This is a genomic window from Verrucomicrobiia bacterium (genome assembly GCA_035946615.1).
Classification (GTDB): Bacteria; Verrucomicrobiota; Verrucomicrobiia; order Limisphaerales; family UBA8199; genus DASYZB01.
Genome location: DASYZB010000087.1, coordinates 1 through 25,499, shown reverse-complemented (window position 1 = coordinate 25,499; position 25,499 = coordinate 1). Strand labels below are relative to the sequence as shown.

The window sequence follows — 25,499 nt, the reverse complement described above, 5'->3', positions numbered from 1 at the left end:
TTTGTTCAACTGGTCTCAGCCTGTCCAGAAGGTCTAAACTGACCGCCAAATGAAACAGCTCCCTATCATTGTATCCGCCGGGTGCTTGTGGCTGGCAGCGCCCTTCCTCGATGCGCAGCCGTTCCCGATTCCGCCAAAGAACAGCCCGAAGCTGGAGTGGTGGCGCGATTCGATGAAAACCCATGATGCGCGCATCGCCTGGTGGCGCGATGCCCGCTTCGGCATGTTCATCCATTGGGGTGTTTACTCTTCTTTGGGCAATGAATTCCACGGACGCAAAGGCGGCACTTATGCCGAGCACATCCAAAGGGTCTTGAAGATTCCTATCGCTGCGTATCGAAAAGAGGTCGCCGGGAACTTTAATCCAACGAATTTTAACGCCGAGGCCTGGGTTCGAGCGGCAAAAGACGCCGGCATGGGGTATATGATTATTACAGCAAAGCATCACGACGGTTTTGCCATGTGGCCTTCGGCAGTCAGCCCCTATAATATCACCAATTGCACTCCTTTTAAACGTGACCCCATGGCCGAATTGAGCGCGGCGTGCCGCAAATACGGCTTAAGGTTCGGCTTTTACTATTCTCAGGCATTTGATTGGAGTGACGAAAACGCCCCAGGCAACGATTGGGATTACCACAATCCCGGCGGCGATAAGCTGATTGGCGGGCGGCGCTGGTGGGAGACGACTCCCGAGTTCCTCCCGAAGGCCAGAAAGTACGTCGATCAAAAAGCCATTCCCCAATTGCAGGAATTGATAAGGCGCTACGACCCGGACATTCTCTGGTTCGACACCTCGAGCAAGCTGCCTGAATCGGAGAATCTGCGCATCATGCGAGCCGTGCGCGCAGCCAGCGCGCGTGTGGTGATTAATGGACGCCTGGTGCGCGGGTTGGGCGATTACTCCTCGACCGCCGATCGTCCGGCGGATTTCGCGCCCCACGAGGCCGATTGGGAGGGCATTCCCACCACCAACGAATCCTATGGCTGGAACCGCTTCGACCATTCACACAAGCCGCCTTCCCATTTCATCCGGCTGCTCGCCAAAGCCGCTGCGCGCGGCGGCAACATCCTGATGAATGTGGGGCCGATGGGTGATGGCCGGATGGACCCAAAAGACCTGGCGATTCTCGATGGGATTGGGGCATGGTGGAAGCTAAACGGTGAATCGATCCGCGGCACAACGCGCTCTCCACTGGCGGTGCAATCTTGGGGCGAATCGACCCTCAAGGGCAATACCCTTTACCTCCATGTCTTTGACTGGCCTGCGAGCGGCAAACTGGTTGTCGGCGGGTTAATGTCCGCCGTAAAAACCGCGCACGTACTCTCAGCCTCCCCCTGTGGCCCGCTTACCATCAGCCGGCTCAATCCCCTCGACCTCACCATCACAGGCCTTCCAGCGGCCCCGCCAGAGCAGGCCGATTCCGTCATTGCGCTGGAATGCACGGGCGAGATTCAATCTGACCCCAGGCGCCTCCTCCAACCGGCAATGGGCTCCGAAACCCTTCGCGTCTTCGACGCCGTGTTGCACGGAAAAGCTTTGAAGTTCGGCCCAGGCAAGACGCGGGACGCACACGTGACGGGCTGGACCAACCCGGGCGAATGCATTACCTGGCCCGCGCGCATAAATGAGCCTGCCGTCTATGAGGTCTCCGTGACCTACGATGCTCAGGAACAATCCGCCGGCAAATGGTTCACGGTGGAATTCGGGTCGCAGGTGCTCAAGGGGCAAATTACTCCCGGAGCAATTCAAACCACGGCATTGGGCCGGGTTTCACTCAAACCAGGCCGCGTCGAGATCAAACTTTCGACCCAGGAGAATAGCGAAGCCGAGTTGATGCAACCGCGATTGGTAATCCTGAAAACGCTCGGGCGATAGAAGGGTCTTCTCATTAGCAACCATGCCCGGCGTCTGCGTCTGAAGTCTGCTTGACATTCGGCCCAAAGGGCCTAACACTTCCCCGGTCAGCTTGTCTTTTCGAAATTGGATATTAAGCAAGGAAACACGATGAAACCGAAATTATCAAAATCGATGCGCTTGGTTGCAGCCGCAGGCTTCATGGGCCTTCTGCTCTCCGGATGTGCATGGCAAATCGGCGGCGACAAAAAGGGAACCAATGTCGTGCAAACGACTCGTGGCCAGGAGTTGATTGACCTCAAGAAGGCCCTCGACCAGGGTGCTATTACCCAGGATGAGTACCAGGCGCAAAGGCAGAAGATAATCCAACGGTAATCGCTCTTCTGAGGTCGAAAAGGGGGCGGTCATAACTATTGACATTCCTGGTCATGATCACGACGGCTGCCCCCTGTCGGCTCCACGCTTTGGGGCGATATTCTGATGCTGTCCGTAGTCGCCTCTCAACAATCCTCGCAAGGAGAGGTCCTCATCGAGCTCGGGCCAGTGAATGCCATACGGTGAAATCTCGATCCGGCTCAACTGCTCCGATGTACCACACGCCAGGCGCGGGTTCTCGGCCACGGGGAAACGAATCTCCGCCCCGCTCTCCATCGCGATAATAATCTGGCCATCCTGGAAGACGGCTCTGCGCGCACTATCAGTTAAAACGCTCATTCCACCGTTTAATAATAAGCTCGCGATGCTCCTTTGCAAGCTCCTCCGCTTTCGCCAACTCCCGCACCTTAAGTCCCTGCGATTCGCGCAGATCTACTCGCCGCTCTACCTCAAACACGGCTTCTCCACCACCATACCGAACGTGAACGTGAATGGGACGGTGTTCATTGCTGTAAAAAAAGAATCTGTAGCCGTCCTTCTCGAAAATCTTCGGCATGCGCCCAAGCTACCGGACGCCAAACGTAAAAGCGACTATTTTTGTCCAACGTTTTGCTGAGCGACCGCCGCTCAAGATGCAGGCCCGAGCGCGAACGCCAACGCTTCCAATCCGAGGCCGATGCCAATAGGCAATCACAAATAGCCAACCGGCAAGTAGCCGGTTGAACTCCAATTGAGGTACAAAGCTCATGCTGAGAATTGGTCAGGCGCAGATCATCCCCTTTGCCACTAGCCTTCAAACGAAAGCAGGCGTGGCAGAGAGAAATGAAGGCCTGTCTAGGAAATGCCCCGAACAACGGGTGTTGTTTGAGGCCGGTCATGGCACATAAACGTTCGAAACCAAAACAAATCATGAAGCGACTCAGTTTATTCAAATGGGCGCGGCGCCCCGGGGCGATTCTCGCGTTGTCGGCGGCGACGCTCTATGGGGCATCGGTCTTCTGCGCAGTGGCGGCGGATACCAAGGCAGACAAACCCGCCAAAGCGCAGAAGAAGGCGAAGAAGGTCTCAAAGCTCACCGGCGCCGAGCTCTACAGCATCAACTGCAACCGTTGCCATCCGGAACGTTACGCCACCGAGTTCACCGCTTCCCAGTGGAAGACCCTCATGACTCACATGCGGGTGCGCGCCAATCTCCCGGCGTCACAAGCCAAAAAGATACTCAAGTACCTGCAGGAAGACAGCGGCAGCTAACCCAATCTGAAAGACCAACACCTTATGAAACCTCTTTCCTTGATGCTGGCATTGGCAGTGGTTCTGCCCTCAGCCGGCTGGGCGCAGGTAAGCAGCAACGATTTCAACGACCTCAAAAACATGGTCGATGAATTAAGCAAAAAAGTGCAACGCCTCGAACAAACCCACGAACAAGACCAGGCAACCCATCAGCAAGACAAGCAGCAAATCGACCAGTTAAAGCAGCAATTGGGCGAAACCCAGACCGTGGCCACCAATGCCGCACAGCAAGTCGAGGCGGTCGCCAAGGCCCAGGCCGCCGCGCCGGTCGCTCCCATGCCAGGGCCGCCTGCCACTCACCAATTCCAGGTCGTTGGCGACGCCGAAACCATCTTCGGACGCATGCCGGGCCAGCACAGCGCCTTTGCCTTCGCCGATTTCGCGCCCATCTTCCTGTTTCGGGCCAATGACAATATCCTGTTTGAAGCGGGATTTGATTTCACCCTGGCCAATAATGCGCCAGCCTCCGCCGGCACGTCATACGGTTTTGATCTGAGCTTTGCCACCCTGGATTATCTCTTCAACGACTATCTGACAGTCGTGGCGGGCAACATGCTCCTGCCGCTAGGCACCTACAGCGAACGCAGCGCCGGCTGGCTCAATAAAATTCCCGATAACCCCATGCCTCGCGGTTTGCTTCCTGGCAATGGCATCGGCATCCAGGGGCGCGGGGCTGTTCCCATCGGGGACAACGGCCAAATGCTTACCTATTCGGCCTATGGCGTGAATGGTCCGTCGTCAGTCGATGGGACCGGCAACTCTGGCTCGCTGGACCTGGGTGGGAACGTGGGCGTTCTCTCCCAAGCCACCACAGTGCCGAGGCAATACGGCTTTGGCTTGCCGGGCACGACCTTTTCGGCTCTGGGCAATTTGCATTCCGACCCCAGCGGTGGCGGGCGGCTTGGCTGGTTCTTCCCGTTGAAACCGCATTATGACCTCGAGTTGGGGGTTTCGGGCCAGACGGGCGAGTGGAATGACCTGGGCAACCAATGGTCAGCCGCGGTGGTTGATGCCGCCCTGCACATCACCCCGAACGTCGAGGTCAAAGGCGAGTATATCAACACCTGGGCGGATACCACGGACATGGGCACCATCCACCCCAGAGGCTGGTGGATTCAGGGCAGTTACAAGCTCGCCGGCTTGAACCGGGACTGGCCCCTCATCAACAACCTCGAACTGGTGGGCCGCTATGACGAGTCCAACGACGGCCTGGCGCCGGCGACCAAAGCCGACCGCTACACCGCCGGGTTCGTTTATTACTTCTCCAACACCCTGCTCTTCGAAGGCGATTACGAATGGCTCCACAGCACCGGCCCCGGCTCGGCATTTTTCCCATCGAACGAACTGTTGTTCCAAGTCTCCTACGGGTTTTAACCAAAAACAAAAGCTTACTGACGAGTCCCTAACATGAACTACACCGTTAATCTGCCGATGCTTCTCCCTCTCCACTTCCGAAGGGGAGAGGATCGGGCAGAGGGGCCCCTCGCTGTAGTCTATGCCACTGCCCAATCTATACTATGAAAACAAAAGTTGTACTTACTTCATTGCTCATGGGCGCTGTCGCTGCCCTCACCACGTTCGCCGCGCGCGCAGACGAACCGTTGGATGCTCAAACCAAGGCGCGCATCGAGCGGTTCGAAAAAGGTCCCGCGACCGTTGATGTCTCCAAATATCCCGATGCGATTCAGGACAATTATCAGGTGTTTTCGCAGAAATGCTCGCAGTGCCATAAATTGAGCCGCCCCATCAACTCGGATTACGCGCTGCCTGATGAATGGTCGCGCTACATCAAACGGATGATGCACAAACCGGGCAGCGGCATCAGCGCCGGAGAAGGCAAAAAGATTTACGAGTTCCTGGTCTATGACTCCAGCCTCCGCAAAAAGGCCATGGTCGATGAGAAGCTGGCCAAGGCGACGCCGGAGGAAAAGGCGGCCGCGGAGACCAAGTTCAAGGAACTTCACGACAAATACGATAAGTAAGGCATTTGGCGGATCATCTTTTTGGCGCCATGCAAGCCAGTTATGCCGTCGAACTGCCGGACGTGAGCTACTTCGCGCGGCAGGTGCTCTGCCGCGAAGGTTGTCCGGTCCGGACGGACTCCGGCGGCTACGTGCAGGCCATTGCCGAAGGACGCTACGAGGATGCTTACCTGATAGCCCGGGCGCCCAACCCGTTCGCCTCGATCTGCGGGCGGGTTTGCGCCGCACCCTGCGAAGCCAAGTGCCGGCGCGGAGCCTTGGATGCCGCCGTTTCCATCCGCGCCCTCAAAAGGTTTATTTGTGAAAAATTCGGGGTCGAGTCGTCCGATTTCGATCTGGGCCGGGTCTATCCGCAATTGAAGCAGAAGGACCGCGAGCGCCTGGGCGCAGGGCGCAAGGTCGCGGTCATCGGGGCGGGGCCGGCCGGGTTGTCCTGCGCGCATGAGTTGGCGCTGATGGGATTTTGCCCGACGGTTTTCGAGGCCCAGGATGTCTCCGGGGGCATGCTGGTGCTGGGAGTTCCCGAATACCGCCTGCCGCGCGAGATTATCCAGGCCGAAATCGAGGCCATCCAATCCCTGGGTGTCGAGATTCGCAATAACCGCCGCCTGGGCCGCGACTTTAGCCTCTCCGACCTCAAGGGACAGGGTTACGAGGCTGTGTTTCTGGGAATCGGCGCCCATAAGAGCCGCGAAATGGCCATCGAAGGCGTGCAATTGGACGGGGTGCTCCGGGCGATCGAGTTTCTGCTCAACATCAACTTGGGTTTCCGCGTGTCACTGGGGCGCAAGGTGGTGGTCATTGGCGGCGGCAATGTCGCCTTCGATGTGGCACGCTCGGTGGTTCGCCAGGCCGAACAGTTGGCCGGCATGAGCGAGGCCGAACTGCGCGCCGCGCTCCACCACGCCGCCGCCGCGCTCGAACAATTAACGGCCCGCGAACCCGAAGCGCCAGACGAGGTGCGCCTGGCATTGGATGTCGCCCGCGAGGCCATTCGCAAGGGCGTGCCCGAAGTCCACATGTTTTGTCTCGAGAACCTCAACGAGATTCCCGCTGCGCGCGAGGAGATTGAAGAAGCCGAGAGAGAAGGCATCCGCCTGCACACGCGCTACGGTCCCAAACGCATCGTGGGCCAGGAGGGCAAGGTCACTGGCATCGAGTTGGTTCGCTGCAGCCGTGTGTTTGATGAAAACCGGCGATTCAACCCGCAATTCATCGAGGGGAGCGAGGAGACCGTCCCGTGCGATACGGTGGTCCTGGCCATCGGCCAAGCCCCCGACCTCTCCTGGGTTCGTCCCGAAGACAACCTCAAGGTGTCGGCCCGGGGCCTGGTCCAAACCGACCCCCAGTCTCTGGCCACCTCCCGTCCCGACATCTTTGCCGGCGGCGACCTGGCTTTTGGTCCGCGTATCATTATCTCTGCAGTCGCCGAAGGCCAGCGCGCCGCCCGCTCGATTGCCAAATTCCTCACCGGAAGGGCCCCCGAACCCCCCCGCAAAGCGCGTGTCACATCCTTTCCAACCCAGACCTACCGGATGGCCGTCGGATACGAAAAAATCGTCCGCCGCACTCCGCCGACTCTGCCTCTGGACCGCCGCATTGGCATTGCCGAAGTCGAGCAGGTTTACCCTCAAACGAATGCCTCCGCCCAGGCATTGCGTTGTTTGAAGTGTCACGTTAGCCCGGTTTTTAACGGCGACAAATGCATTCTCTGCGGCGGCTGCGCCGATATCTGCCCGGAAAGTTGTTTGCGCCTGGTTGATGTCGCCTCCATTCGCGCCGATGAAAAACTCCAATCTGCAATCCTGGCCCGATACGGTCACCTCCCGCAACCAGGCCAGCAGGGGGGAATCATCAAAGACGAAACGCGCTGCATCCGGTGCGGTCTTTGCGCCCTGCGCTGTCCCACCGGCGCGATCACCATGGAAAAGGTCGAGTGGGTGGCCGCCTAGTTTCCGTTTACTGAAGAGTCTCTAACATGAACTACATCTTGAATCTGCCTTGCTTCTCCCTTCCCCCTTCCGAAGGGGAGAGGGGTGCCTCCCGGCAGTCTATGCCACGGCCCCATGTTTATGATTCAAACGCCTAACGAGAAACTTCAACGCCGCGCCTTTCTGAGCCTGTCGCTCGGCTGGTGTTCGGCCCTATTTGCGGCCGGGGCTTCCCTGGCCGCCGCTGGCCGATTTCTGGTCCCCAATGTCCTGTACGAACCCAGCCGCCGCTTCAAGGCCCTAAAGCCGGACGATTATCCCGAGGGACCGACCTTTATGCCCAATCTGCGCGTGTTCCTGTTCCGCAAAGGCAACAGTTTCCGGGTCGCTTCGGCGGTCTGCACGCACCTGGGTTGCACGGTTAACCTCGCTGGCAACGGGTTCCATTGCCCCTGCCATGGCAGCGTCTTCGACCAAAGCGGCGCGGTCATCAGCGGCCCTGCTCCCGCCTCCTTGGCCTGGTTCCAACTTTCTCTGAGCCGGGATGGCTACCTGGTTATCGATACCTCTCAACCGGTCAAGGCTGACAAGTACCTGGTGGTGTAACGTGCTCAAGAATCTTTGGAACACCTTTCGCCTGACCCGGGTTGGCCGCTCGGTCTTCCGCGTTGGCCTGCCCGAGAGCAACCTCGAACGCGCGCAGGCCGCCATATCCAGCTTTTTGCTCCATATGCAGCCCGCCAAGGTTAACCGGCGCACATTGCAATTCCGCACAACCTTGGGCCTGGGTCTGATCACCCTGTACCTGTTCCTCATCCTGATCGCGACCGGGGTGCTGCTGATGTTTTATTACGTGCCGGCCACGGACTACGCCTATCAAAACATGAAGGACCTGGAGTTTGTGGTCACCGCCGGCCAGGTCCTGCGCAACATGCACCGCTGGGCGGCCCATCTGATGGTCCTGTTTGTTGTGCTTCACATGTGCCGCGCATTTTATACCGCAGCCTACAAACCACCGCGTGAGTTCAACTGGGTCATCGGTGTCAGCTTATTCCTGCTGACCCTCGCGTTGTCCTTTACCGGTTACCTGCTGCCTTGGGACCAGCTTGCCTATTGGGCCATCACCGTGGGTACCAGCATCGCCGGTTACGCCCCGCTCGTTGGCCAAAAACTTAAATTCCTTTTCCTGGGCGGCCACATCGTGGGCGAGTCAGCCCTCATCCGCTTTTATGTCCTGCACGTGATCGTTTTGCCTCTGGTCGCGCTGGGCCTGGTGGCTGTCCATCTGTGGCGCGTGCGCAAAGACGGCGGCCTGGCGCATCCAGCCGAGCCGCAAATTACACAGGAGGAATTTGCTGCCGCCCAATTGCCTTCCGCCAAAACCTACGGGTTGATGGAACTGGCCCGTGGGACAACCCCGGCCGTGGGAATCCTGCCCGAGGACGAAGTGTTCACCTGGCCGAACCTTATCTTCCGTGAGATTCTATTGTTGATGATCACCATCGCCGTGGTCTTGCTTCTGGCAATTTGCTGGAACGCGCCTCTCGAACAAATCGCCAACCCGGTCCATCCGCCCAATCCGGCCAAGGCCCCATGGTACTTCCTGGGCCTCCAGGAATTGGTGGCTTACTCCGCCTTTTGGGGAGGAGTCGTCGTACCCGGGTTGGTGGTTACCGCGCTGGTTGTCTTGCCATACATCGACCGCAAGCGCCGGGGCGTGGGCGTCTGGTTTTCGGGCGAGCGCAAAGTGGCTCTGACCCTCTTCAGCCTTTGCCTCAGCGTGGCCGTCATTTTGACGGTCATCGGAACCGCCTTTCGGGGGCCTAACTGGTCTTTCCAGTTGCCCTGGAAACCGCTCCATATCGAGGAAACTTCTCACTAGCCCAAATGGACTCTTCCCTCCGCAAGCTTTACCCTTGGTTCACCCTGCTGGGCTTGATTATCGGCAGCCTGGTCATTGTCGCATTCTATAAAGATCAGTTCCGCGAATGGAAAGAATGGCAGGCCAAGTACAATAAGCAGGAGCTGGCGCGCGCCACCACGCCAGAGCAACGCTCCGAGGCCACCCGGCTCCCCATCGAGGTGCGCCAGATTTTGTTAAACGATCCCGAACGGGTGGACCGCTGCACCAGTTGCCATGTCGCCGTCGAGGACCCAAGCTACGCCGGCATGCCCGAGCCCTTGGCTTATCATCCCAACCACGACCGCCACCCCTTCAACAAATTCGGCTGCACCATCTGTCACCAGGGCCAGGGCCGCGCCACCACCCGCGACGCCGCTCATGGAGAAGTCGAACATTGGGACCGACCAATGCTCGCGATGAAATACATCCAATCGGCTTGCGGTAAATGCCATCTGCCCACCGATGTGCCCGATGCCCCCAAACTCGCCCAGGGCCGCGAGGTCTTCGAGCGCTCCGGCTGTATCGGCTGCCATAAACTCCAGGGCGCCGGCGGCGTCATTGGCCCCGAGTTGGACAAAGTGGGAGCCAGCCGCAGCCCTGAGTGGTTGATGAAACATTTCAAAGACCCGGCGGCGGTTACTCCCGGCTCCGCCATGCCCCCCATTCAGGCCAGTGATGCCGAGCTGGAGGCGCTGACCCTTTACGTCCTGAGCTTCACCGACGAACCCTTGAGCGCCTATTATGTCTCCATGAAGACCATCCCCGGGCCGCAGGCCGGACGCCGCCTCTTTGCCGAAAAGGGCTGCCTGGGCTGCCATAGTCTTGGCGGCAAAGGCGGCGTTGTCGGGCCGGCCCTCGATAAGGTCGGCCAGCGTCGCGATGCGCAATGGATTATCGCCCATTTCAAAAGCCCCACCGCCCTTTCTCCGGGCTCGCTGATGCCTCAATTCAATTTCACTGACCAGGAAACCCGGGCATTAACCGAGTTCCTCCTCTCTATCAGCGACACGAATGTCATTGGATTCCTGAATATTCCCGCTTTGATGACGCCTCTGGACCGCGGCAAAGCCGTCTTTAAAAAATACGGCTGCGCCGGCTGTCATGGCCAGAACGGTCAGGGCGGCGTTCCCAATCCAAACGCCAAGACGGCTCAACAAGTCCCCGGCCTGAAGTTCGTCTCCGAAGGTTATACCAAGGACGAATTGAAAAAGCGCATCCTGGACGGCCAGCGCGAAATCCCCGCCCTGGACCCCAACAAGCCGGCGCCCCCGCTCTACATGCCGCCCTGGCGGGGAAAGATTGCTGAAGGCGAACTCAATGACTTGGTCGCCTTTCTCAACAGCCTCACACCCAAAGGCGAAAAGCTCGATTTCTAGAACAACGGATTGCGCGCCTTCTCCTCGCCAGCCAGCGTGAAGGCGCGTACTTGGAAATGCGGCGGCAAGCGCAACGCTCCCGCCGCTTTGGACATGGCTGCGCAGCTTCGTGAAATGTTCCTTGTCACAACTCTCTTATTAGAGGAATGTTAGGCATTAATGAAGCCTCTGGACTTCGAGGACCTGGCGAAGCTGCCCGTGATTCAATATTTCGAGGCGGCTTTTCGCAAAGCCACGGGCGTCTCGCTCATGGTGGCCCCGCCGGACGGCGATGCTCAACTGCATCGTTTTGCCGCGATGGGCAACCGCTTCTGCTCGCTGGCGGGCTCGACCTCCGCAGGGTGCGCCGCCTGCAACGAGAACGAACGCGGGGTTCAGCAACGGGTCGCGCGCAAACTGACTCCGGTGCAGATCCATTGCTACGCCGGGCTGACGGTTGTCGCTGCGCCGGTTCTGGTCGGCAAAAGGCACGTCGCCACACTTCTCGGGGGCCAGGTGTTCCGGCGCGAACCGACCGAGCGGGACTTTCTGCTGGTGCTCAAGATGCTGGGCGATGGGCCCGACACAGAATGGGTTCAAAAGGTGCGCAAGTCCTACTTTGAAACTCCAGTCCTCCCAGCCGACCGATTTCAAGCCGTCCTCCAATTATTGGAAGTCTTCTCGCAATATCTCTCTGACTTCGCCAGCAAACAGGCGATTGCCTCATCGGAATGTGAACCGGATGCGGTGACGAACGCCAAGGAGTTCGTGCAGGCCCATGTCGAGGAGCCAATTACGTTGGCCCAGGTAGTCGATCACGTTCATGTCAGCCGTTTCTATTTTTGCAAGCTCTTCAAGAAAGTCACCGGGCTGACTCTCACCGAATACATCGCCCGGGTGCGGGTTGAAAAGGCCAAGACACTGCTGGTGGACCCTTCCCGGCGGATTTCCGAGGTGGTGTTTGCGGCCGGTTTCGGCTCCATCCCGCGGTTCAATAGCGTTTTCAAACAGCATGTCGGCATGGCCCCAAGCGAGTTTCGCTCCAGCCTCCGCAGCGGTCCCACTGCCTCGGCGTGAAACTTCCTGCTCGATAGGGCACGGTAAAGTCCGTAACCCAGGTCAAGTTTTTCCTTTCTTTCGGGCAGTAATCCGCGTACTCCGCGCTCATGTTTACAGGCATTGTGGAAGAAACCGGCAAGATCGAACGCATCAAGCCAGGTGAAAAATCCATCGAGCTGACGGTGCGAACTCGCGTATGCGGGCGCGGGTTAAAGCTCGGGGGCAGCCTGGCCATCAACGGCTGCTGCCTGACCGCCGTGAAAGTCGCTTCCCGCGCCGCGCAAAAGCTGGCCCGGTTTGATCTGCTTCAGGAAACCTGGAAACGCACCAACCTGCAGTTCGCCAAGCCGGGGGCCCTGGTCAACCTCGAACGGCCCCTGCGCGCAGATGGCAATCTGGGCGGCCACTTTGTCACCGGCCACATCGACGGAGTGGGAACAATAACGCGCTGGGAACGGGCTGGGCAGGACCACGTGCTGGACATCGCGGCGCCGCCTGAGGTAATGCGCTATGTCGTCCCCAAAGGCTCGATTGCCGTTGATGGCATCAGCCTTACCGTGGCAGGCATCCTCGACAAGGGCTTCCGGATTTGGATCATTCCGCATACCTACGAGGTCACCGCGCTGCGCGAACGCAAGGTGGGCGATGCGGTCAACCTCGAAGCAGACCTCATTGGCAAGTACGTCGAACGATTCGTGTCCGCGCGCCAAAGTTCTTCAGCTTGACTGCCGCACCCGGGTAGCTCACTTTGCCGATCCTCAGGTTTATGGCCTTGTTTGGTAAGCCGAAAGAAAAAGAGCGGTTTTATCTGCTGCCTGGGATGGGCGGCAGGAACCTGCGACGCAAGCGAAGACTGATTCTGCAGTGGGCAATTGTGGCCGGACTGTTTGCATCGGCCATCCTGGCCTGTATCCTTTACCTCATCAGCACCCGGTAAGGCATTGCTGACCCGCCGCTTCGGCTTGGCCGGCTCACTTATGAACAATCCCGTTTTTGAGGCCCTCGCAGAGGCGGCCCGCGTCGCGGAGCCAGTCACTCTGGGCATCATTTGCGGGGTGAAGGGGTCGAGCCCGCAAAAGGTGGGAGCCAAAGCGCTCTTTTATGCCGATGGCCGTATCACCGGCACCCTGGGCGGCGGCTGTCTCGAAGCCGAAATCCAGCACCGCGCAATCAAAGCCCTGCGCACAGACCGGCCCTCGACTTTCGACCTCCTGCTCGACCACGATTTCGGTTGGGATGACGGCTTGATCTGCGGCGGGAAAGTGCAAGGAGTGATTCTACCCAATGCCCAAAGGGCCGGTGAATCCTTTTGGCGCGACCTGGCGCAACGGCGCACTCCTCTGGCATGGGGCGTGCGCAATGACTTTTCGATTCAATTGCTGCCGGCGGAGGTCTCGCGCAGCCGTTCTGGTCAAACCATGAGTTCGACAGCTATCGCGGAGTCATTTTACCGCGAAATCATCGCCCCACCCGGCGCTCTATGGATAGCGGGCGCAGGCCATATCGCTCAAGCCGTAGCCCCTCTCGCCTTGCAATTGGATTTTGCTGTGACCGTCTTCGATGACCGTCCGGCCCTGGCCAGCCGCCAATTTTTTCCACCTGCAGTCGCGCTGCAAACCGATGTCTGGGAGAAGTTGCTGAAGGTCCCATTGCCGCCGGTGCCCACGTTCGCGTTGATAGTCACTCGAGGCCATCGCCATGATGCCCTGGTCTTGCGTGATTGGATTCATCAGCCGTTCCTCTTTGTAGGCATGATCGGAAGCGCCCGAAAAGCCAGAACCATTCGCGAACATTTCATCGAGGAACACATCGCCAGCCCGGAGCAACTCGAGCGCCTGGCCTGTCCCGTGGGAATCAAGATTCGCTCGAAAAGCGTCATGGAGATTGCGGTGAGCATTATGGCGCAGTTCATCGATAAACGGGCCGAGCTGGCGCCCCAATAACCACGCCCACTCAGATTCGCTCGAAATAGCGAATCTCTCCCAATCCGTTACGGCGTTATTGAATGCCTCAAGCTCAAGCCGCGCGTGATGGACATAGAAATCCACCACCCCATCTCCGAATGCAGGGCGGGCGAGTTTTGAACCGCTCATCAAATCGGCTGCGTCCCGTAATGTTTCCTTCGCCCAAAGCCTTTGCCAAGGACCTGTGAGCATCCGAAGCAAGCAAGCCGGCGTCCGTGACCACCAGTGGCCGCCCAATACCAAATCCGGTGAGGCGGGCGGATAACTCCTCCAGAGCACCCGAACCGAACAGGGTTCTTGTGGGAAAGGAAAAAGTTGTTAGACCCACCACGCCTTAGAGACGGCGCGCCTTGAGTGAACGCCTCACCTTCCCGTTGGCGCGCGGAGATTTCCCGGATTTCCTCTTCGCCAATTCCAGGCGCGCGGCGGCTAATTCTGCGCGCAATTGCTCGAGTTTGCTTTGCGATTTGGCGTTTGCCTGCCGGACGTCGGCTAATTCGCGTGAACGCCGCCGCAATTCGAGCTGCGAAACGACGTGCCGGGCAAGGATGCGCAGGCCCTCTTGCTGGTCGGGCCGCAATTGGCGCGGAACCGTATCGATAACGCAAAGGGTCCCCAACGCATAGCCGTCTGGCGTCACCAATGGGGCGCCGGCATAAAAGCGGATTTTCGGGTCTGAGGTGACCAACGGGTTGCGGGCGAACCGGGGGTCCTTGCTGGCATCCGGCACGATAAACAGACCCGATTGCTGGATGGCGTGGGCGCAGAAGGAAACGTCTCGCGAGGTTTCGGTTACAGTGGTTCCGACCTTCGATTTAAACCACTGCCGTTTTTCATCGACCAGCGAGATCAGGGCGATGGGCGCCTCGCAAATGCGGGCCGCCAGTTCCGTTAGATCATCGAAGAGTTCCTCGGGAACGGTGTCCAGCACCTCGTATTGCCAGAGCACCGTCAGTCGCTTCTTTTCGTTCTGAAGAGTCGGTTGGCTCATGGGTCGTTTGTTTCCTGGGCCGCATCATATCGTTTCGCGCATCGAACGCAACGCCTTTCGGTTTCAGGCGCGATTTTCTCTCTCGCCTCCATTGGCACGGCAGCATTAGCTTGGAGCGTTATGCAACCCGCCCTAAAGCAACTCGCCAAACTTCACCTCACCCCGGCTGTTTTCACCCTTTTCGCCCTGATCGGAGCCGTGTGGTCCGCCACGGGGGATTCCGCGAATGCGGCCCCTGAACAGAGGCTGCAAAAGCGCTGGCTCTTCGTCTGGCGCAACATGGATGACCCAAAAGAGGTCGAGCGGGTGATCGCCCGGTTCCCGCAAGCCAAAGCCGGCGGCTACAACGGCGTGGCCTTCTCGTGGAACGTAGCCCCGGGGAAAGCGGCGGAATTTAAGCAGGCGGCGAAGGAAAATGGCCTGGACCTGGTCGCCATCGTGATGGGCGGCGCGCACGACCACAATTACGTCGAGGGGGTGCCGGTCAAAGACGCCGTCTTCGTGGCGCATGATGGGCGGGCGGCGCTCGAACCTGACACCACAGCGCGCGTGGCCAATGGGGATTTCGAGACGGCGAATGGGAATCATTTCTCGGGCTGGGGCATGCAGGACGACGAGGGCCTGACGACCTTCGCCGATCACGATGTCGTCCATAGCGGCAAGACGTCGCTCCGGATGCAGGACATCAGCAGGAACCGATACCAACATTGCCGCCTCGCCCAAGCGATCAGCCTCCAGCCCTTCCGGCAGTATCATCTTTCGTTTTGGCTCAAGACGGAGAATCTCTCTCCCGCCGATGCCGAGGTGAAGGTGCTCGATACCGAGGCCTCACGGTCAATTAGTTTTCAGAGTTTCCATGTGGATGCGACACAGGACTGGAAGCATTATGACCTGGTATTCAACAGTCTCGATCACACCAATGGCCGGGTCTATCTGGGCACCTGGTCGGGCAAGAGCGGTCGAATGTGGTGGGACGATTTGCTTATCGAGGAAATCGGCCTGGTCAACGTGCTGCGCCGGCCCGGATGCCCGGTCACCGTGCGCGGTGAGGATGGCGCCTCTTATGAAGAAGGGCGCGATTACCAGCGCATCGTGGACCCACAGCTCCATCCCTGGGTCGCCTTTCACCAAGCCCCGCTCATCAAGCTCACCCCTTCCTCCCGCATCCACGAAGGCACCCGCCTGCGCGTCAGCTATTATCATCCTCTCATCGTCTATGAAGACCGGATCAACAGTTGTCTGAGTGAGCCGAAGATATTCGCCGATTGGGAGGACGAGGTAAAGCAGGCCGACGCCCTGCTGCACCCAGCGGCCTTCTTGATGTCACATGACGAACTACGCGTCATGAATTGGTGCGCGGCCTGCCAGGCCAAGCACATGACCCCAGGCGAATTGCTGGCCTGGAACGTCCACCAGGCCGCCGGCATTATCCGCAAACTCCGCCCGGATGCAGAAATCTGGGTCTGGAGTGATATGTTCGACCCGATGCACAACGCGGTGGACCACTATTATGCCGTCAACGGAAGCCTGGCGGCGTCATGGAAGGGCCTCGATAAAGATGTCGGCATCGTCAATTGGCATGGTGGGCTTAAGGGCAAGAACTGCCGGTTCTTCGCAGACCTGGGCTTGCGCCAAATCCTGTCCGGCTATTACGACTCCGACGAGGACGGCTCGGGCATCGCCCAGTGGCTGGCGAACACAAAGGACATCCCCGGAATTGTCGGCGCCATGTACACCACCTGGGAAGACAAATACGCCGCCATGCAGCCTTGGGCCAGGAAAGCATGGGGAGAAAGAGCCAATCTACCCAAATGAAGCGCGCGCGCTTTGGTGCAGGTTAACCTCCTGAGAGTTTACTGAGGAGTCCCCAGCATGAACTACATCTTTAATCTGCCGATGTTTCTCCCTGTCCTCTTCCGAAGGGGAGAGGGTCGGGGAGAGGGGTCCCTCCCTGTCTATCCGACGGCCCCGTGTATATAATGAGAAACACCAGGACGATTCGGCTGGCCCGGCCAGGGTGGCTTCTCAGGCGCTACCCTGCTGGATATTTCACACCCACGAGACTGGAACGCCGGATTCAGCCCACAGACTTGGGTCCTCGGGGGTCGCTGCCGGCTGAAGCCGGCGTTCCGGTGTGTTGGCATTCCATGCGGTGTGTGAAATATACGGGCTACATCTTGTGGAAGTTGCTTGTCATCGGTGGCTCGCTGCTCTGCCTGATGTCCAGCTCGGCCGTGGCTGTTACCGAAGACCTTGGGAACGGCTTCTTCGACCACGGTGTGGCCACGCCGGTCAGCAACCACCGCGGCACTGTTGCCACCCGTGACGGGCAGGGGCGCGATGTGGTTCTGGTCTGGCTCTTCGACCACCGGGGCGGTTATGCCCTGCTGATGATCGACGCCCAGACAGGCAAGAGCCGCCAGTTCCCGACGCCTTTCCCGCCAGGCGGCGACTGTCCCTACGCCTCCATCCTCTCAAGCCATAACCGCTACTACACCCATTTCAACAGTTACTTCTGCGAGTTCGACCCCGCCAAACCGGGGTTCACCTTTTTTCACAAAACCGCCCCGCAGATGGCCATGAGTATGACCGAGGATAATAACGGGGTCATCTGGTCGGTCACGTACCCTCAGAGCGGGGTTGTCTGTTTCAACCCCGCGACGGGCCAGTTGAAGGATTACGGCCACGTTTATCAGCAGAACTGGGCGCAGTACCAGCGCAGCGTGGCGGCCGATGCCACCGGCTGGCTCTACTTCGCCGTTGGGAACACCGCCAGCCAGATCATCGCCTTCGACCCCACGACCGGCAAGGGCGCGCCCCTGGTACCCGAGAACGAGCGCGCCCACGGCACCGCTTACGTCGTGTGCGATCTGGACGGCAAAGTCTATGGGTTAGCCGCCAGGGGCCGGCACGATTGGCTCGAACTCGACCATGGGCGGGCGCGCAAGCTCGGCGATTATGAGCCCCGCCCCAAGCCGATCATCGCCGGCAGCCAGGCCCTCTTCTATCGCCAGTTCCCCAGCGGCAAAGTGCTCCAGACATGCGACCTGGTCGAGCGCCGGCTGGTGGTGGCGGACCCGCGCACCAAAGAGACCAAGGAGCTTCGCTTCGATTACACCAGCGAAGGGGCGGACATTATGGGGGTGGCAACAGCGCCAGACGGCGCGATCTGCGGCGGGACCGCCTTCCCGATGCGCTTTTTCAGCTACGACCCCAAGACCGACCGCTGGGCCAACCGCGCCGCCTACGGGCAGTGGAACGCGGTGGCGACGCAGGGGGACCGCTTCTTTGTCGGCGGCTACACCGCCGGATTCCTGCTGGAGTGGAATCCCTCGCGGCCCTGGGTAGCCACCGTGAAGGACAAACCCGGCAGCAACCCCCTGTTCCTGACCGAGTGCGCCCCTTCAATCTACCGCCCACACCGCCTGCTGCCCTATCCTGACGGCAGGAGGCTCCTGCTGGCCGGCACCCCCGATTACGGCCTGACCGGCGGTGGACTCCTCATCTGGGACCGGAAAACGCGCTCCGGCGCGCTGCTGGAGCACACGCAGCTTCTGCCGGAGCAATCCACCATCAGCCTCGCGGCGCTTCCTGAGGGGAAGGCGCTGGGCGGCACCACCACCAGCCCGGGCACCGGCGGCGAGAAAAAGGCCAGGCAGGCCGAGCTTTACATCCTGGACCTGGCGTCCAGGCGCATCGAGTGGCACCAGGCGATCTTTCCCGGCGCTCAGGAGTACACCGACCTTTGCCCAGGGCCAAAGGGCCTGGTCTTCGGCTTCGTGGACCGCAAGAGATTCTTCGTCTTTGATTCGAAGCAGCGAAAAGTGCTGCACCAGCAAGAGACTGGCGCCACGTTTGGAGCCACGACCTCCCAGCAGTCCCCGCGTGTCTTCGTTCTGGCGCCGGAGGGCGCCATCTACATCCTTTTCACTAAAGCCATCGCGCGCCTCGATCCAGACACCTTTACCATCAACCTGCTCGCCCCGAGCCCCGTCCCCATCGGTCTTGGCGGCGACTGGCTCGATGGCCGCATCTACTTTGGCAACGGCTCCCATCTCTACAGCTACAAGCTACTTCGCAGGAACGAGCCCCCGTGAAGGCTCTCGCGAGTTCGCATCAGGGGTTTTGCTGTGTGCAGTGCTGCCACAGCAATTCTCACTTTGGAGCCGCTGCCGCATAAATGCGGCGTTCCGCGCGTCCGGAACGCCGGCTTCAGCCGGCAGCCCCGTAGTCACTGAGGCATTACTCGTGTTGCCGAAAACCAGATTGCCAGGTTGATGGAACAGCGTTAAGCTAATTGAGTAAACCCAAACACGTAAAACCCGAGCGGATCGCACGCGAAAGCAGAGGCGCCCATGACTACACAGGGCTGGCCGAGAAACCGGAGCACCCGATCCGGGGAGCGGGTTTGCGCGCGCATAGCTTTCACCTTGATTGAGTTGTTAGTGGTGATCGCCATTATCGGGTTGCTCGCCAGCCTGTTGCTTCCGGCTCTCAGCCCCGGGCTGCCAATGCCCTGAACGCCCATTTGGGGGTTCAGTTTTATCATGCGCGCGATGGTCCTGGAAACCCCCGGCCAGGCATTTATCCCTGCCGAGTTGCCGCGCCCCAAACCCGGTCCGGGCGAAGTCCTCATTCAGGTGCGCGCCTGTGGCATGTGCCGGACGGACCTGCATGTTGTCGATGGCGAGTTGCCCCATCCCAAACTGCCGCTGGTGCCCGGACATGAGATCGTCGGGCTCGTCGCGGAGCGGGGCGCAGGGGCCGCGCGTTTCCCGTTGGGCGCGCGCGTGGGTGTGCCATGGCTGGGCTGGACCTGTGGGCAATGCCCTTACTGCGCCTCCGGACGCGAGAACCTCTGCGACAACGCCCGGTTCACCGGCTACACCCTGAACGGAGGTTACGCCGAATATACTGTCGCCGACGAGCGCTTCTGCTTTGCGGTCCCCGCCGGTTATTCGGATGCCGAAGCCGCTCCCTTGCTCTGCGCCGGCTTGATTGGTTACCGATCACTGGCCAAAACCGGCGAGGCAAAACGCATTGGGATTTACGGCTTTGGCGCGGCGGCGCACATCATCGCCCAAGTCGCCCGGTTCCAGGGCCGCGAGGTTTATGCCTTCACGCGCGCGGGTGATACACAAGGCCAGGAGTTTGCCCGCTCGCTGGGCGCTGCCTGGGCCGGGCCCTCGGATTCCCTTCCACCGCACCCGCTGGACGCCGCGCTCCTCTTCGCGCCGGTCGGCGCTCTGGTGCCCCAGGCTCTCCGGGCCGTTACAAAAGGCGGCATTGTCGTCTGCGGTGGCATTCACATGAGCGACATACCGGCCTTTCCGTATGAGATTTTGTGGCAGGAGCGCATGATTTGTTCGGTGGCCAATCTGACACGCAACGACGGCGAGGAGTTCTTCGCCATTGCCCCGCGTGTGCCGGTGCGCACAACCGTGCAGATATTCCCGTTGACTCAAGCCAACGAGGCCCTGAACCGGCTGCGCTCGGGCAACATAACCGGCGCTGCCGTCCTGGTCCCGGACAAGACAATCTCCAGCCTTCCCTCGTAGCGAGGGGTCCCTAACGTCAGACCATATACGGGGCTCGCATGGCGCGGGACCGCATGCGGTTGGCTTCCGGATCGTCGAGAAACTCAGACTTGCGCAGATCGAATTTGAGATTTCGCTGTGCTTGCTCGCAGATGTCGGCGGCCAGGCAGATGCTCATCGACCGATACATGACCCCAGGATTGGCGACCGTAGGCTGTCGCGAGCGGATGCATTCGAAGAAATCGCGCACGTGGCTCAGGGGTCGTTGAGTCCGGGCCGTGTAATCCGCCAGAATATTGCTGTAATCGCGCAGCAGCGCGGGCGATGAGACATCGGGTTCTGAATAACCATCGGCCGCCGCGGCCCATCCTTCGGGACCATCGAACCGCTCCCCACAAGCGCCATGCCAGTATTTGCACGGTTGCCAAACCGAGCCCGCGGTTCGGAACAGGACCAGTTTTATCCCGTTAGACAAGCGCGTCATCATCGTCGCATCCGGGCCGGCATACTCAAATTCGATGAAAGAGACGTTCGACATGTCGAGTCCGGCGAGGGCCTGGGCAATCGAGTGCGCGCCCCACATCGCGACATCCGTCGCGAAATCATAATAATGATACCACCCGCCGCCATTGACGTAGCCCGGGTTGTAGGGCCGCCACGGAGACGGACCCAGCCAGAGGTCCCAATCCAGTTCATCCTTGGGCGGTTCCGGTTCCGCCGCGAGCCAGTCGTGGCGCATCCCGTCGCGCCAGCGGCAATCCGCGTAGGCAGTATGAATCTGGCCCAATCGGCCAGAGCGGGCCAGTTCGATGGCAAACACGTGATTGGGCTCGCTGAGCCGCTGAGCGCCCGTTTGATAAACCCGGCCATAGCGCCGCGCGGTTTCCACAACCATCTGCCCCTGCGCCATCGTCAGACAGGCTGGTTTCTCACAATACACATCCTTGCCGGCCCGCATCGCCAGGGTGGCCGCCAGCGCATGCCAGCGGTCGCCGGTGGCAATCAGCACGGCATCGACATCGGGCCGCTCCGCCAGGAGTTGGCGCATATCGCCAAACATGGCACAGTCTGTATTGCCATATTTACTATCGACCACGTTTTTGGCGGCTTCCCGCCGGTGTTTCAGGACATCACAGACGGCGACCCAATGCGCATCTGGTTGAGCCAACATGGTCCTCAAATCATAGGAACCGCGACCGCCGATGCCTATTCCGGCCATCACAATGCGTTCGCTGGGCGCAACCGCCCCATCACGGCCCAGAGCGGATGCGGGAATGTAATAGGGCAGCGCCAGCGCACTGGCCGCCATCGTTGTGCGCGTCAGGAACTGGCGCCGGGTACAGCGAGAACTGTTGCGGTTGCTCATGGAGTTGCAGTTTTTCCGTTTCAGCGTAGCGCGATTAAGACTGGGAGTCCAGAACGCGTTACGGCTGCGCGCTTTTTTCTTTGGGCGAAAGCACCGGTTGGGGTGGCGGCGCCGGGGGGACGTTGGTTTGTTTGGATTTGAACAGGCGCCGGAAGAGCCAGAAACGCTTTAGGCCCTGCACGAATTCATCCGAATGGGTGACGGTGCCGGAAATGGAGCTGAGCAGGTTCGTATTGGCCTCGACCTGGTTATTAAGGTTGCTGGTGATATCGGCCAGGTTATCGAGCGTCCGATTCAGGTTCCCAACCAGCGAATCCAGGTTTGTATTGACGCCGGCGAGGGTGGCATTGGCTTGGGTGAGAGTGCCCGAGAGTTGCTGGTTGAGGTTGGTGGGCAGGAGCCATTCCCCGAGGGCGCCCGGATGGTCCAGGTGGGTCGTAGCGGCAGCCAGGTTGCTCACGGCAGGCCGGGCCGCCAGGGCCACGACGTTCAGGTTTGAGGTCAAGGCGGCGCTATTGCCCAGAACAGTCGCCAGTTGATTGGTCAGGCGCAAGATGTTGGGCAGGGCCTGTTGGACCTGGCCAATCATCTGCTGGATTTGCTCGGTGACGGCCGGCGATTCGTCCGAAATCAGCCAGTACTTGCTCACCCCATTGGTGAAGGGGTCGTAGCGGCCTTCCTGGTCGTTCCACATCCCGCTGATCGTGCTGCGTTCCTTGCCCGGGGCGGCATTGAGGACCACAATATTGGTGTAACCGGCCGCGAGCACCGCCGTGAGGTTGGTCAGCGGCCATAGGGGGCGGGCCAGGTAATTTGTCCCGTCTGGCGCGAAGATTTCTTCGCCAAAAACCCAATGGGCAAAATCGGGCAAGTTAGGCGCCTCGCCGGCATTGACGACCTCCAGCGGGTAAAACACATAGCTCGGATAGCCATTGGTGCCTTTGGTCACTTCGAGCACGCGTTTGCCAAGCAGATCGGCCGCATTCACCTTGGCCCGCGAGCCTTGGGTCCAGATGTAACCGTAATTGGGCGCCTTGAGTTCGAACTCGATAAAGACGTTGTAAGTGAATTGATCGGCGGCCATTGGTTTAATGGCGGTGATCGCCCCGGCGTCGAAGCCCATCAACATCACCGGGTCGCCCACTTTAAGTCCCGTAGCGGTGCTGACGTAAAGGAAGTAAGGGGCCTTGGTAACAAACCAGCCCTTGCGCTCGGCGGTGTTGTAGATGTAATAAGCAAACCCAACTCCCAGCAACACCATCGCCAGAATCACGAACCAGCCGACCGCCCGTTCCATTCGGCTCAGCCGGGTGCGCAATTGGGGAGTTAAATCCTGTAACGCCATGCGGCCCCTGAGAATTCCGCTATTACATCCTCGCCGGAGGCGCTGTCGCTCTGGGCGCCGGTTCAAGCGCCGCGAGTTGTTTCAGCAGATCGTTCCCTTTGGGCACCAAGGTAATGTCGGTTTGGCCATCCAGCAATTGCGGGGCTTCCAAAATATCAAACATGGCCTGAGCGATATCCGGGTCGCGCGCAATCTCCTGCAGACCTGCTCCGACAATTCGCGGGCGCATGGCGCCGGCTTTGGCAAATTCGATGGCCGCCTGGCGCTCGGCGGTGCTGGTGATGATGCTCACCTGGTTGGCCCCGTCCTGTTTGATGGCCGATGTCACCTGGCGCAGCCGGTTGACCACCTTCTCCTCGATCTGCTTGATCATGTTCGCATCCCGAAAATGCACCTTGCGGATATAGACCGAGCCGAGCTGATAACCCCACTCATGCGATTTCGGCGAGACTTCGGCGCGGACAGTCTGGCTCATGGCGTGGCGATTCTCGAGCATATTGCCCAGTTTCAGGTTGCTCAGGCAGCGCACCGTCGAGTTGCTGACGTTGGCCGCCAGCGACCCCCGCGGATCGGCATTCTTGAACAGATACGACACCGGGTCGCTCACGAACATCTCATACCAAATTCCTATGCCCATCGGGGCGCCTTCCTCCGAGTTCACCGGCTGGCTGCGGAGATACTCCTGGTCCAGGCGCATATCCAGCACATGACAATGCCCAAGCCAGTTCACGATCGGCGCTTTCCAGCCCAGCTTTAGCCAAAGCATGTGCATCCCCGGTTCGTCCAGGACCAGGGCGACTTTGCCGAAAAGCATATACACCTTGCACTGGCGCTCCGGGACAATCGTGTAAAAACCAAACCCGCGGCACAGGCCCGAGATGATGGGTCCGACGATAAACAACCCGAAAAAGGCCGCGGCCGCCGCGATAAGGAAATTAATCATGCGGCACCTCCAGGACGGCGCGGCGCGCCTGGTTAAACAACTTCAAACGCACGTTGCGGACATAGGCGCCGAGGGCATCCGGCCCGCTCTTCTTGAGTTCGCGCAATTGGGCAGCCAGCGCCTTGAGCGGCTCCACTTCCGCCTGGGCCTTCAAGGTCTCAATTTCGACGGCCGTTTTGGATTGCACCATCTTTTGGTCCGCCCCGGCCTGGGCCAGGCTGATGTCGGAGGATACCTGGTTATAGGCGGTATTGATGGCGGCCAGTGCGGATTCGACCTCACCGGGTGGATCGATGCCCGTGATGAGCGAGGCATCCAGGGCAATCCCGTAGCGGGCTTCCGAGGATTTGCACTCGCGGTCCATGTGCTCGTTAATATCGCGAAGATTCTTGCGCAGATCATTGATGGAAACCCCAATGGCCGCCGTGGCGACCTCCGGCGGTGGAATGGGCGCCCCGCTCTGCGGCACAGGCGTGACCACCGCCGGCGCTTCAAAATTCGCAATGCGTTCCCGCAGGACCGAGGTGAAATAACCCATCACGTGAACGATGGGCCGTTTCACCCCGAAGAGGTACGCATAGAGATTCTTTTCCGAAATCCGGTAGCGGATTTGGCCCGTCAGCCCCGTATTGAGCTGGTCCTTGGTCACCGCTTCGAGCACCTGGCCACCCTGGTTCGCCGACGGTGTTTCCGGGTCGTAAGCCATGTTGATCGTCTGCGTCGCAATCGACACCTTATACACCTTTTCCCACGGCCATTTAAAATACGGCCCGCCCGGTGGAATCACGCGCACCTGGGGATAATTATAGCGTTCCTTTTCCTCGTCGAGCAAGGCCTCGGCCATCGGGTCTTGGAGTGTCGTCGCGTTGCCCACTCGCTCAGCCCGCCCGAAACTCGTCTTCACCGCCCGCTCGTTCTGGTTAATCGTAAACAGGCCGGCCACCAAATAACGGACCAGGAACCACGCGATGCATCCAATAGCGACTCCCATCAGGATATTCATAGGCCTTGCTTTCTGCGCCCAGAATGACAGCCGCCCCCCAGCCCCACAAGATCAAAACCCGCGACTGATGACGCCTTTTTCGCTCTGATCCGGGGAGCGGGGGGCGCAACCGGAAAGTGCGCACCCCCGCTGAGGCGGCGGCGGCCTGAGTCGCGATTGGAATCCGAGTAGTTATGTCAAAGAGCGGGGCACGTCCGAGGGCGCGCGGGGCCTGGAGAGCCAAAAGCGGGGAGAATGACAAAATTACGGCATGGTTTTGAAAGGAGCTGGAAAGGGCAGGGCAAGGCTGCGTGGAATTGGGCTTTCTGGAGTAACAGTTAGAGTCAAAATGTGCGAAGTGTGATTTGGCGTGAGTAGGTGTTAGTAACCGTGATTAGGTGTTAGCAGGCGTTATTGGTGGGGGTGGCGCCGGATGGGGGGGGGTACGGGGGTGGATTGGCGTTTTTTGCATAGGCGTTCTGCAGGGGCGGTTCGAGTGAATGAATTGGAAGTGAGGGCGGTTCATTTTTATACGCGAATTGGTGTCTGTTGGTGTCTGTTGGTGTCTGTTGGTGTCTGTTGGTGTCTGTTGGTGTCTGTTGGTGTCTGTTGGTGTCTGTT

Annotated in this window: 23 protein-coding genes and 2 pseudogenes; 17 read left to right on the top strand and 8 right to left on the bottom strand. The window is 59.6% G+C overall.

Annotated elements, in window-relative coordinates:
* Nucleotides 1-49 precede the first annotated feature (49 nt).
* Both VG146_12840 and VG146_12835 read left to right on the top strand, forming a co-directional pair.
* On the top strand, nucleotides 50-1,876 hold the full coding sequence (locus VG146_12840; GenBank protein ID HEV2393234.1) for an alpha-L-fucosidase: 1,827 nt from the start codon (nucleotides 50-52) through the stop codon (nucleotides 1,874-1,876).
* A gap of 129 nt (nucleotides 1,877-2,005) precedes the next feature.
* The gene (locus VG146_12835) at nucleotides 2,006-2,230 is read left to right on the top strand and encodes an SHOCT domain-containing protein (GenBank protein HEV2393233.1); all 225 of its coding nucleotides are present in this window, start codon (nucleotides 2,006-2,008) and stop codon (nucleotides 2,228-2,230) included.
* 57 nt (nucleotides 2,231-2,287) lie between these two features.
* Here the strand turns inward: VG146_12835 and VG146_12830 are convergent, their stop codons facing one another.
* Nucleotides 2,288-2,569 (bottom strand): DUF2442 domain-containing protein, encoded by a 282-nt coding sequence (locus VG146_12830; GenBank protein HEV2393232.1) that lies wholly within the window; start codon nucleotides 2,567-2,569, stop codon nucleotides 2,288-2,290.
* A complete protein-coding gene (locus VG146_12825) occupies nucleotides 2,553-2,786 on the bottom strand; it encodes a DUF4160 domain-containing protein (GenBank protein ID HEV2393231.1) in 234 nt (77 codons plus the stop codon). Before VG146_12825 ends, VG146_12830 begins: the two co-directional genes overlap by 17 nt.
* Nucleotides 2,787-3,139: 353 nt before the next feature.
* Between VG146_12825 and VG146_12820 the strand changes: the two genes are divergently transcribed.
* From VG146_12820 to VG146_12770, 11 genes are all read left to right on the top strand, one after another.
* The gene (locus VG146_12820) at nucleotides 3,140-3,481 is read left to right on the top strand and encodes a hypothetical protein (protein HEV2393230.1); all 342 of its coding nucleotides are present in this window, start codon (nucleotides 3,140-3,142) and stop codon (nucleotides 3,479-3,481) included.
* Between the two features lie 24 nt (nucleotides 3,482-3,505).
* The gene (locus tag VG146_12815) at nucleotides 3,506-4,894 is read left to right on the top strand and encodes a hypothetical protein (protein HEV2393229.1); all 1,389 of its coding nucleotides are present in this window, start codon (nucleotides 3,506-3,508) and stop codon (nucleotides 4,892-4,894) included.
* Between the two features lie 143 nt (nucleotides 4,895-5,037).
* Nucleotides 5,038-5,502 carry a hypothetical protein gene (locus VG146_12810; GenBank protein HEV2393228.1) on the top strand — a complete coding sequence of 155 codons (465 nt, stop codon included), beginning with the start codon at nucleotides 5,038-5,040 and terminating at the stop codon, nucleotides 5,500-5,502.
* Nucleotides 5,503-5,507: 5 nt separating this feature from the next.
* Nucleotides 5,508-7,454 carry an FAD-dependent oxidoreductase gene (locus VG146_12805; GenBank protein ID HEV2393227.1) on the top strand — a complete coding sequence of 649 codons (1,947 nt, stop codon included), beginning with the start codon at nucleotides 5,508-5,510 and terminating at the stop codon, nucleotides 7,452-7,454.
* Nucleotides 7,455-7,568: 114 nt separating this feature from the next.
* Nucleotides 7,569-8,039 carry a ubiquinol-cytochrome c reductase iron-sulfur subunit gene (locus tag VG146_12800; GenBank protein HEV2393226.1) on the top strand — a complete coding sequence of 157 codons (471 nt, stop codon included), beginning with the start codon at nucleotides 7,569-7,571 and terminating at the stop codon, nucleotides 8,037-8,039.
* 1 nt (nucleotide 8,040) lies between these two features.
* Nucleotides 8,041-9,315: a cytochrome b N-terminal domain-containing protein gene (locus VG146_12795; GenBank protein HEV2393225.1), complete on the top strand. Its 1,275-nt coding sequence runs from the start codon at nucleotides 8,041-8,043 to the stop codon at nucleotides 9,313-9,315.
* A 5-nt stretch (nucleotides 9,316-9,320) separates the two neighbouring features.
* Nucleotides 9,321-10,712, top strand: a complete 1,392-nt coding sequence (locus VG146_12790) for a c-type cytochrome (GenBank protein HEV2393224.1) — start codon at nucleotides 9,321-9,323, stop codon at nucleotides 10,710-10,712.
* Between the two features lie 159 nt (nucleotides 10,713-10,871).
* Nucleotides 10,872-11,768: a PocR ligand-binding domain-containing protein gene (locus tag VG146_12785; protein HEV2393223.1), complete on the top strand. Its 897-nt coding sequence runs from the start codon at nucleotides 10,872-10,874 to the stop codon at nucleotides 11,766-11,768.
* 89 nt (nucleotides 11,769-11,857) lie between these two features.
* A complete protein-coding gene (locus VG146_12780; GenBank protein HEV2393222.1) occupies nucleotides 11,858-12,475 on the top strand; it encodes a riboflavin synthase in 618 nt (205 codons plus the stop codon).
* 41 nt (nucleotides 12,476-12,516) lie between these two features.
* Nucleotides 12,517-12,687, top strand: coding sequence for a hypothetical protein (locus tag VG146_12775; GenBank protein HEV2393221.1), 171 nt, complete (start codon nucleotides 12,517-12,519; stop codon nucleotides 12,685-12,687).
* Nucleotides 12,688-12,727: 40 nt separating this feature from the next.
* Nucleotides 12,728-13,693 (top strand): XdhC family protein, encoded by a 966-nt coding sequence (locus VG146_12770; protein ID HEV2393220.1) that lies wholly within the window; start codon nucleotides 12,728-12,730, stop codon nucleotides 13,691-13,693.
* A gap of 33 nt (nucleotides 13,694-13,726) precedes the next feature.
* On the opposite strand, the pseudogene VG146_12765 reads toward VG146_12770, so the two are convergent.
* Nucleotides 13,727-13,867: pseudogene (locus VG146_12765) on the bottom strand (glutamine synthetase).
* 355 nt (nucleotides 13,868-14,222) lie between these two features.
* A pseudogene (locus VG146_12760) lies at nucleotides 14,223-14,705 on the bottom strand (GAF domain-containing protein).
* A 120-nt stretch (nucleotides 14,706-14,825) separates the two neighbouring features.
* Between VG146_12760 and VG146_12755 the strand changes: the two are divergent.
* The 4 genes from VG146_12755 (at nucleotide 14,826) to VG146_12740 (ending at nucleotide 20,263) form a co-directional block, all read left to right on the top strand.
* Complete coding sequence (locus tag VG146_12755) at nucleotides 14,826-16,520, top strand: carbohydrate binding domain-containing protein (GenBank protein HEV2393219.1); 1,695 nt, start codon at nucleotides 14,826-14,828, stop codon at nucleotides 16,518-16,520.
* Nucleotides 16,521-16,675: 155 nt separating this feature from the next.
* Nucleotides 16,676-18,802 (top strand): hypothetical protein, encoded by a 2,127-nt coding sequence (locus VG146_12750; protein ID HEV2393218.1) that lies wholly within the window; start codon nucleotides 16,676-16,678, stop codon nucleotides 18,800-18,802.
* Between the two features lie 258 nt (nucleotides 18,803-19,060).
* Entirely contained in the window at nucleotides 19,061-19,225 is a 165-nt protein-coding gene (locus tag VG146_12745) for a type II secretion system protein (GenBank protein ID HEV2393217.1), read from the top strand.
* Nucleotides 19,226-19,252: 27 nt separating this feature from the next.
* Nucleotides 19,253-20,263 (top strand): zinc-dependent alcohol dehydrogenase family protein, encoded by a 1,011-nt coding sequence (locus tag VG146_12740; protein HEV2393216.1) that lies wholly within the window; start codon nucleotides 19,253-19,255, stop codon nucleotides 20,261-20,263.
* A 16-nt stretch (nucleotides 20,264-20,279) separates the two neighbouring features.
* Here VG146_12740 and VG146_12735 read toward each other — a convergent pair whose 3' ends face one another.
* Genes VG146_12735 through VG146_12720 form a run of 4 tightly spaced genes read right to left on the bottom strand, consistent with a single transcriptional unit; the run spans nucleotide 20,280 to nucleotide 24,899 of the window.
* Nucleotides 20,280-21,608 (bottom strand): Gfo/Idh/MocA family oxidoreductase, encoded by a 1,329-nt coding sequence (locus tag VG146_12735; protein ID HEV2393215.1) that lies wholly within the window; start codon nucleotides 21,606-21,608, stop codon nucleotides 20,280-20,282.
* 58 nt (nucleotides 21,609-21,666) lie between these two features.
* Nucleotides 21,667-22,953: an MlaD family protein gene (locus tag VG146_12730; protein ID HEV2393214.1), complete on the bottom strand. Its 1,287-nt coding sequence runs from the start codon at nucleotides 22,951-22,953 to the stop codon at nucleotides 21,667-21,669.
* Nucleotides 22,954-22,975: 22 nt separating this feature from the next.
* The gene (locus VG146_12725; protein ID HEV2393213.1) at nucleotides 22,976-23,896 is read right to left on the bottom strand and encodes an SPFH domain-containing protein; all 921 of its coding nucleotides are present in this window, start codon (nucleotides 23,894-23,896) and stop codon (nucleotides 22,976-22,978) included.
* Complete coding sequence (locus VG146_12720; GenBank protein ID HEV2393212.1) at nucleotides 23,889-24,899, bottom strand: SPFH domain-containing protein; 1,011 nt, start codon at nucleotides 24,897-24,899, stop codon at nucleotides 23,889-23,891. Before VG146_12720 ends, VG146_12725 begins: the two co-directional genes overlap by 8 nt.
* Nucleotides 24,900-25,499 lie beyond the last annotated feature (600 nt).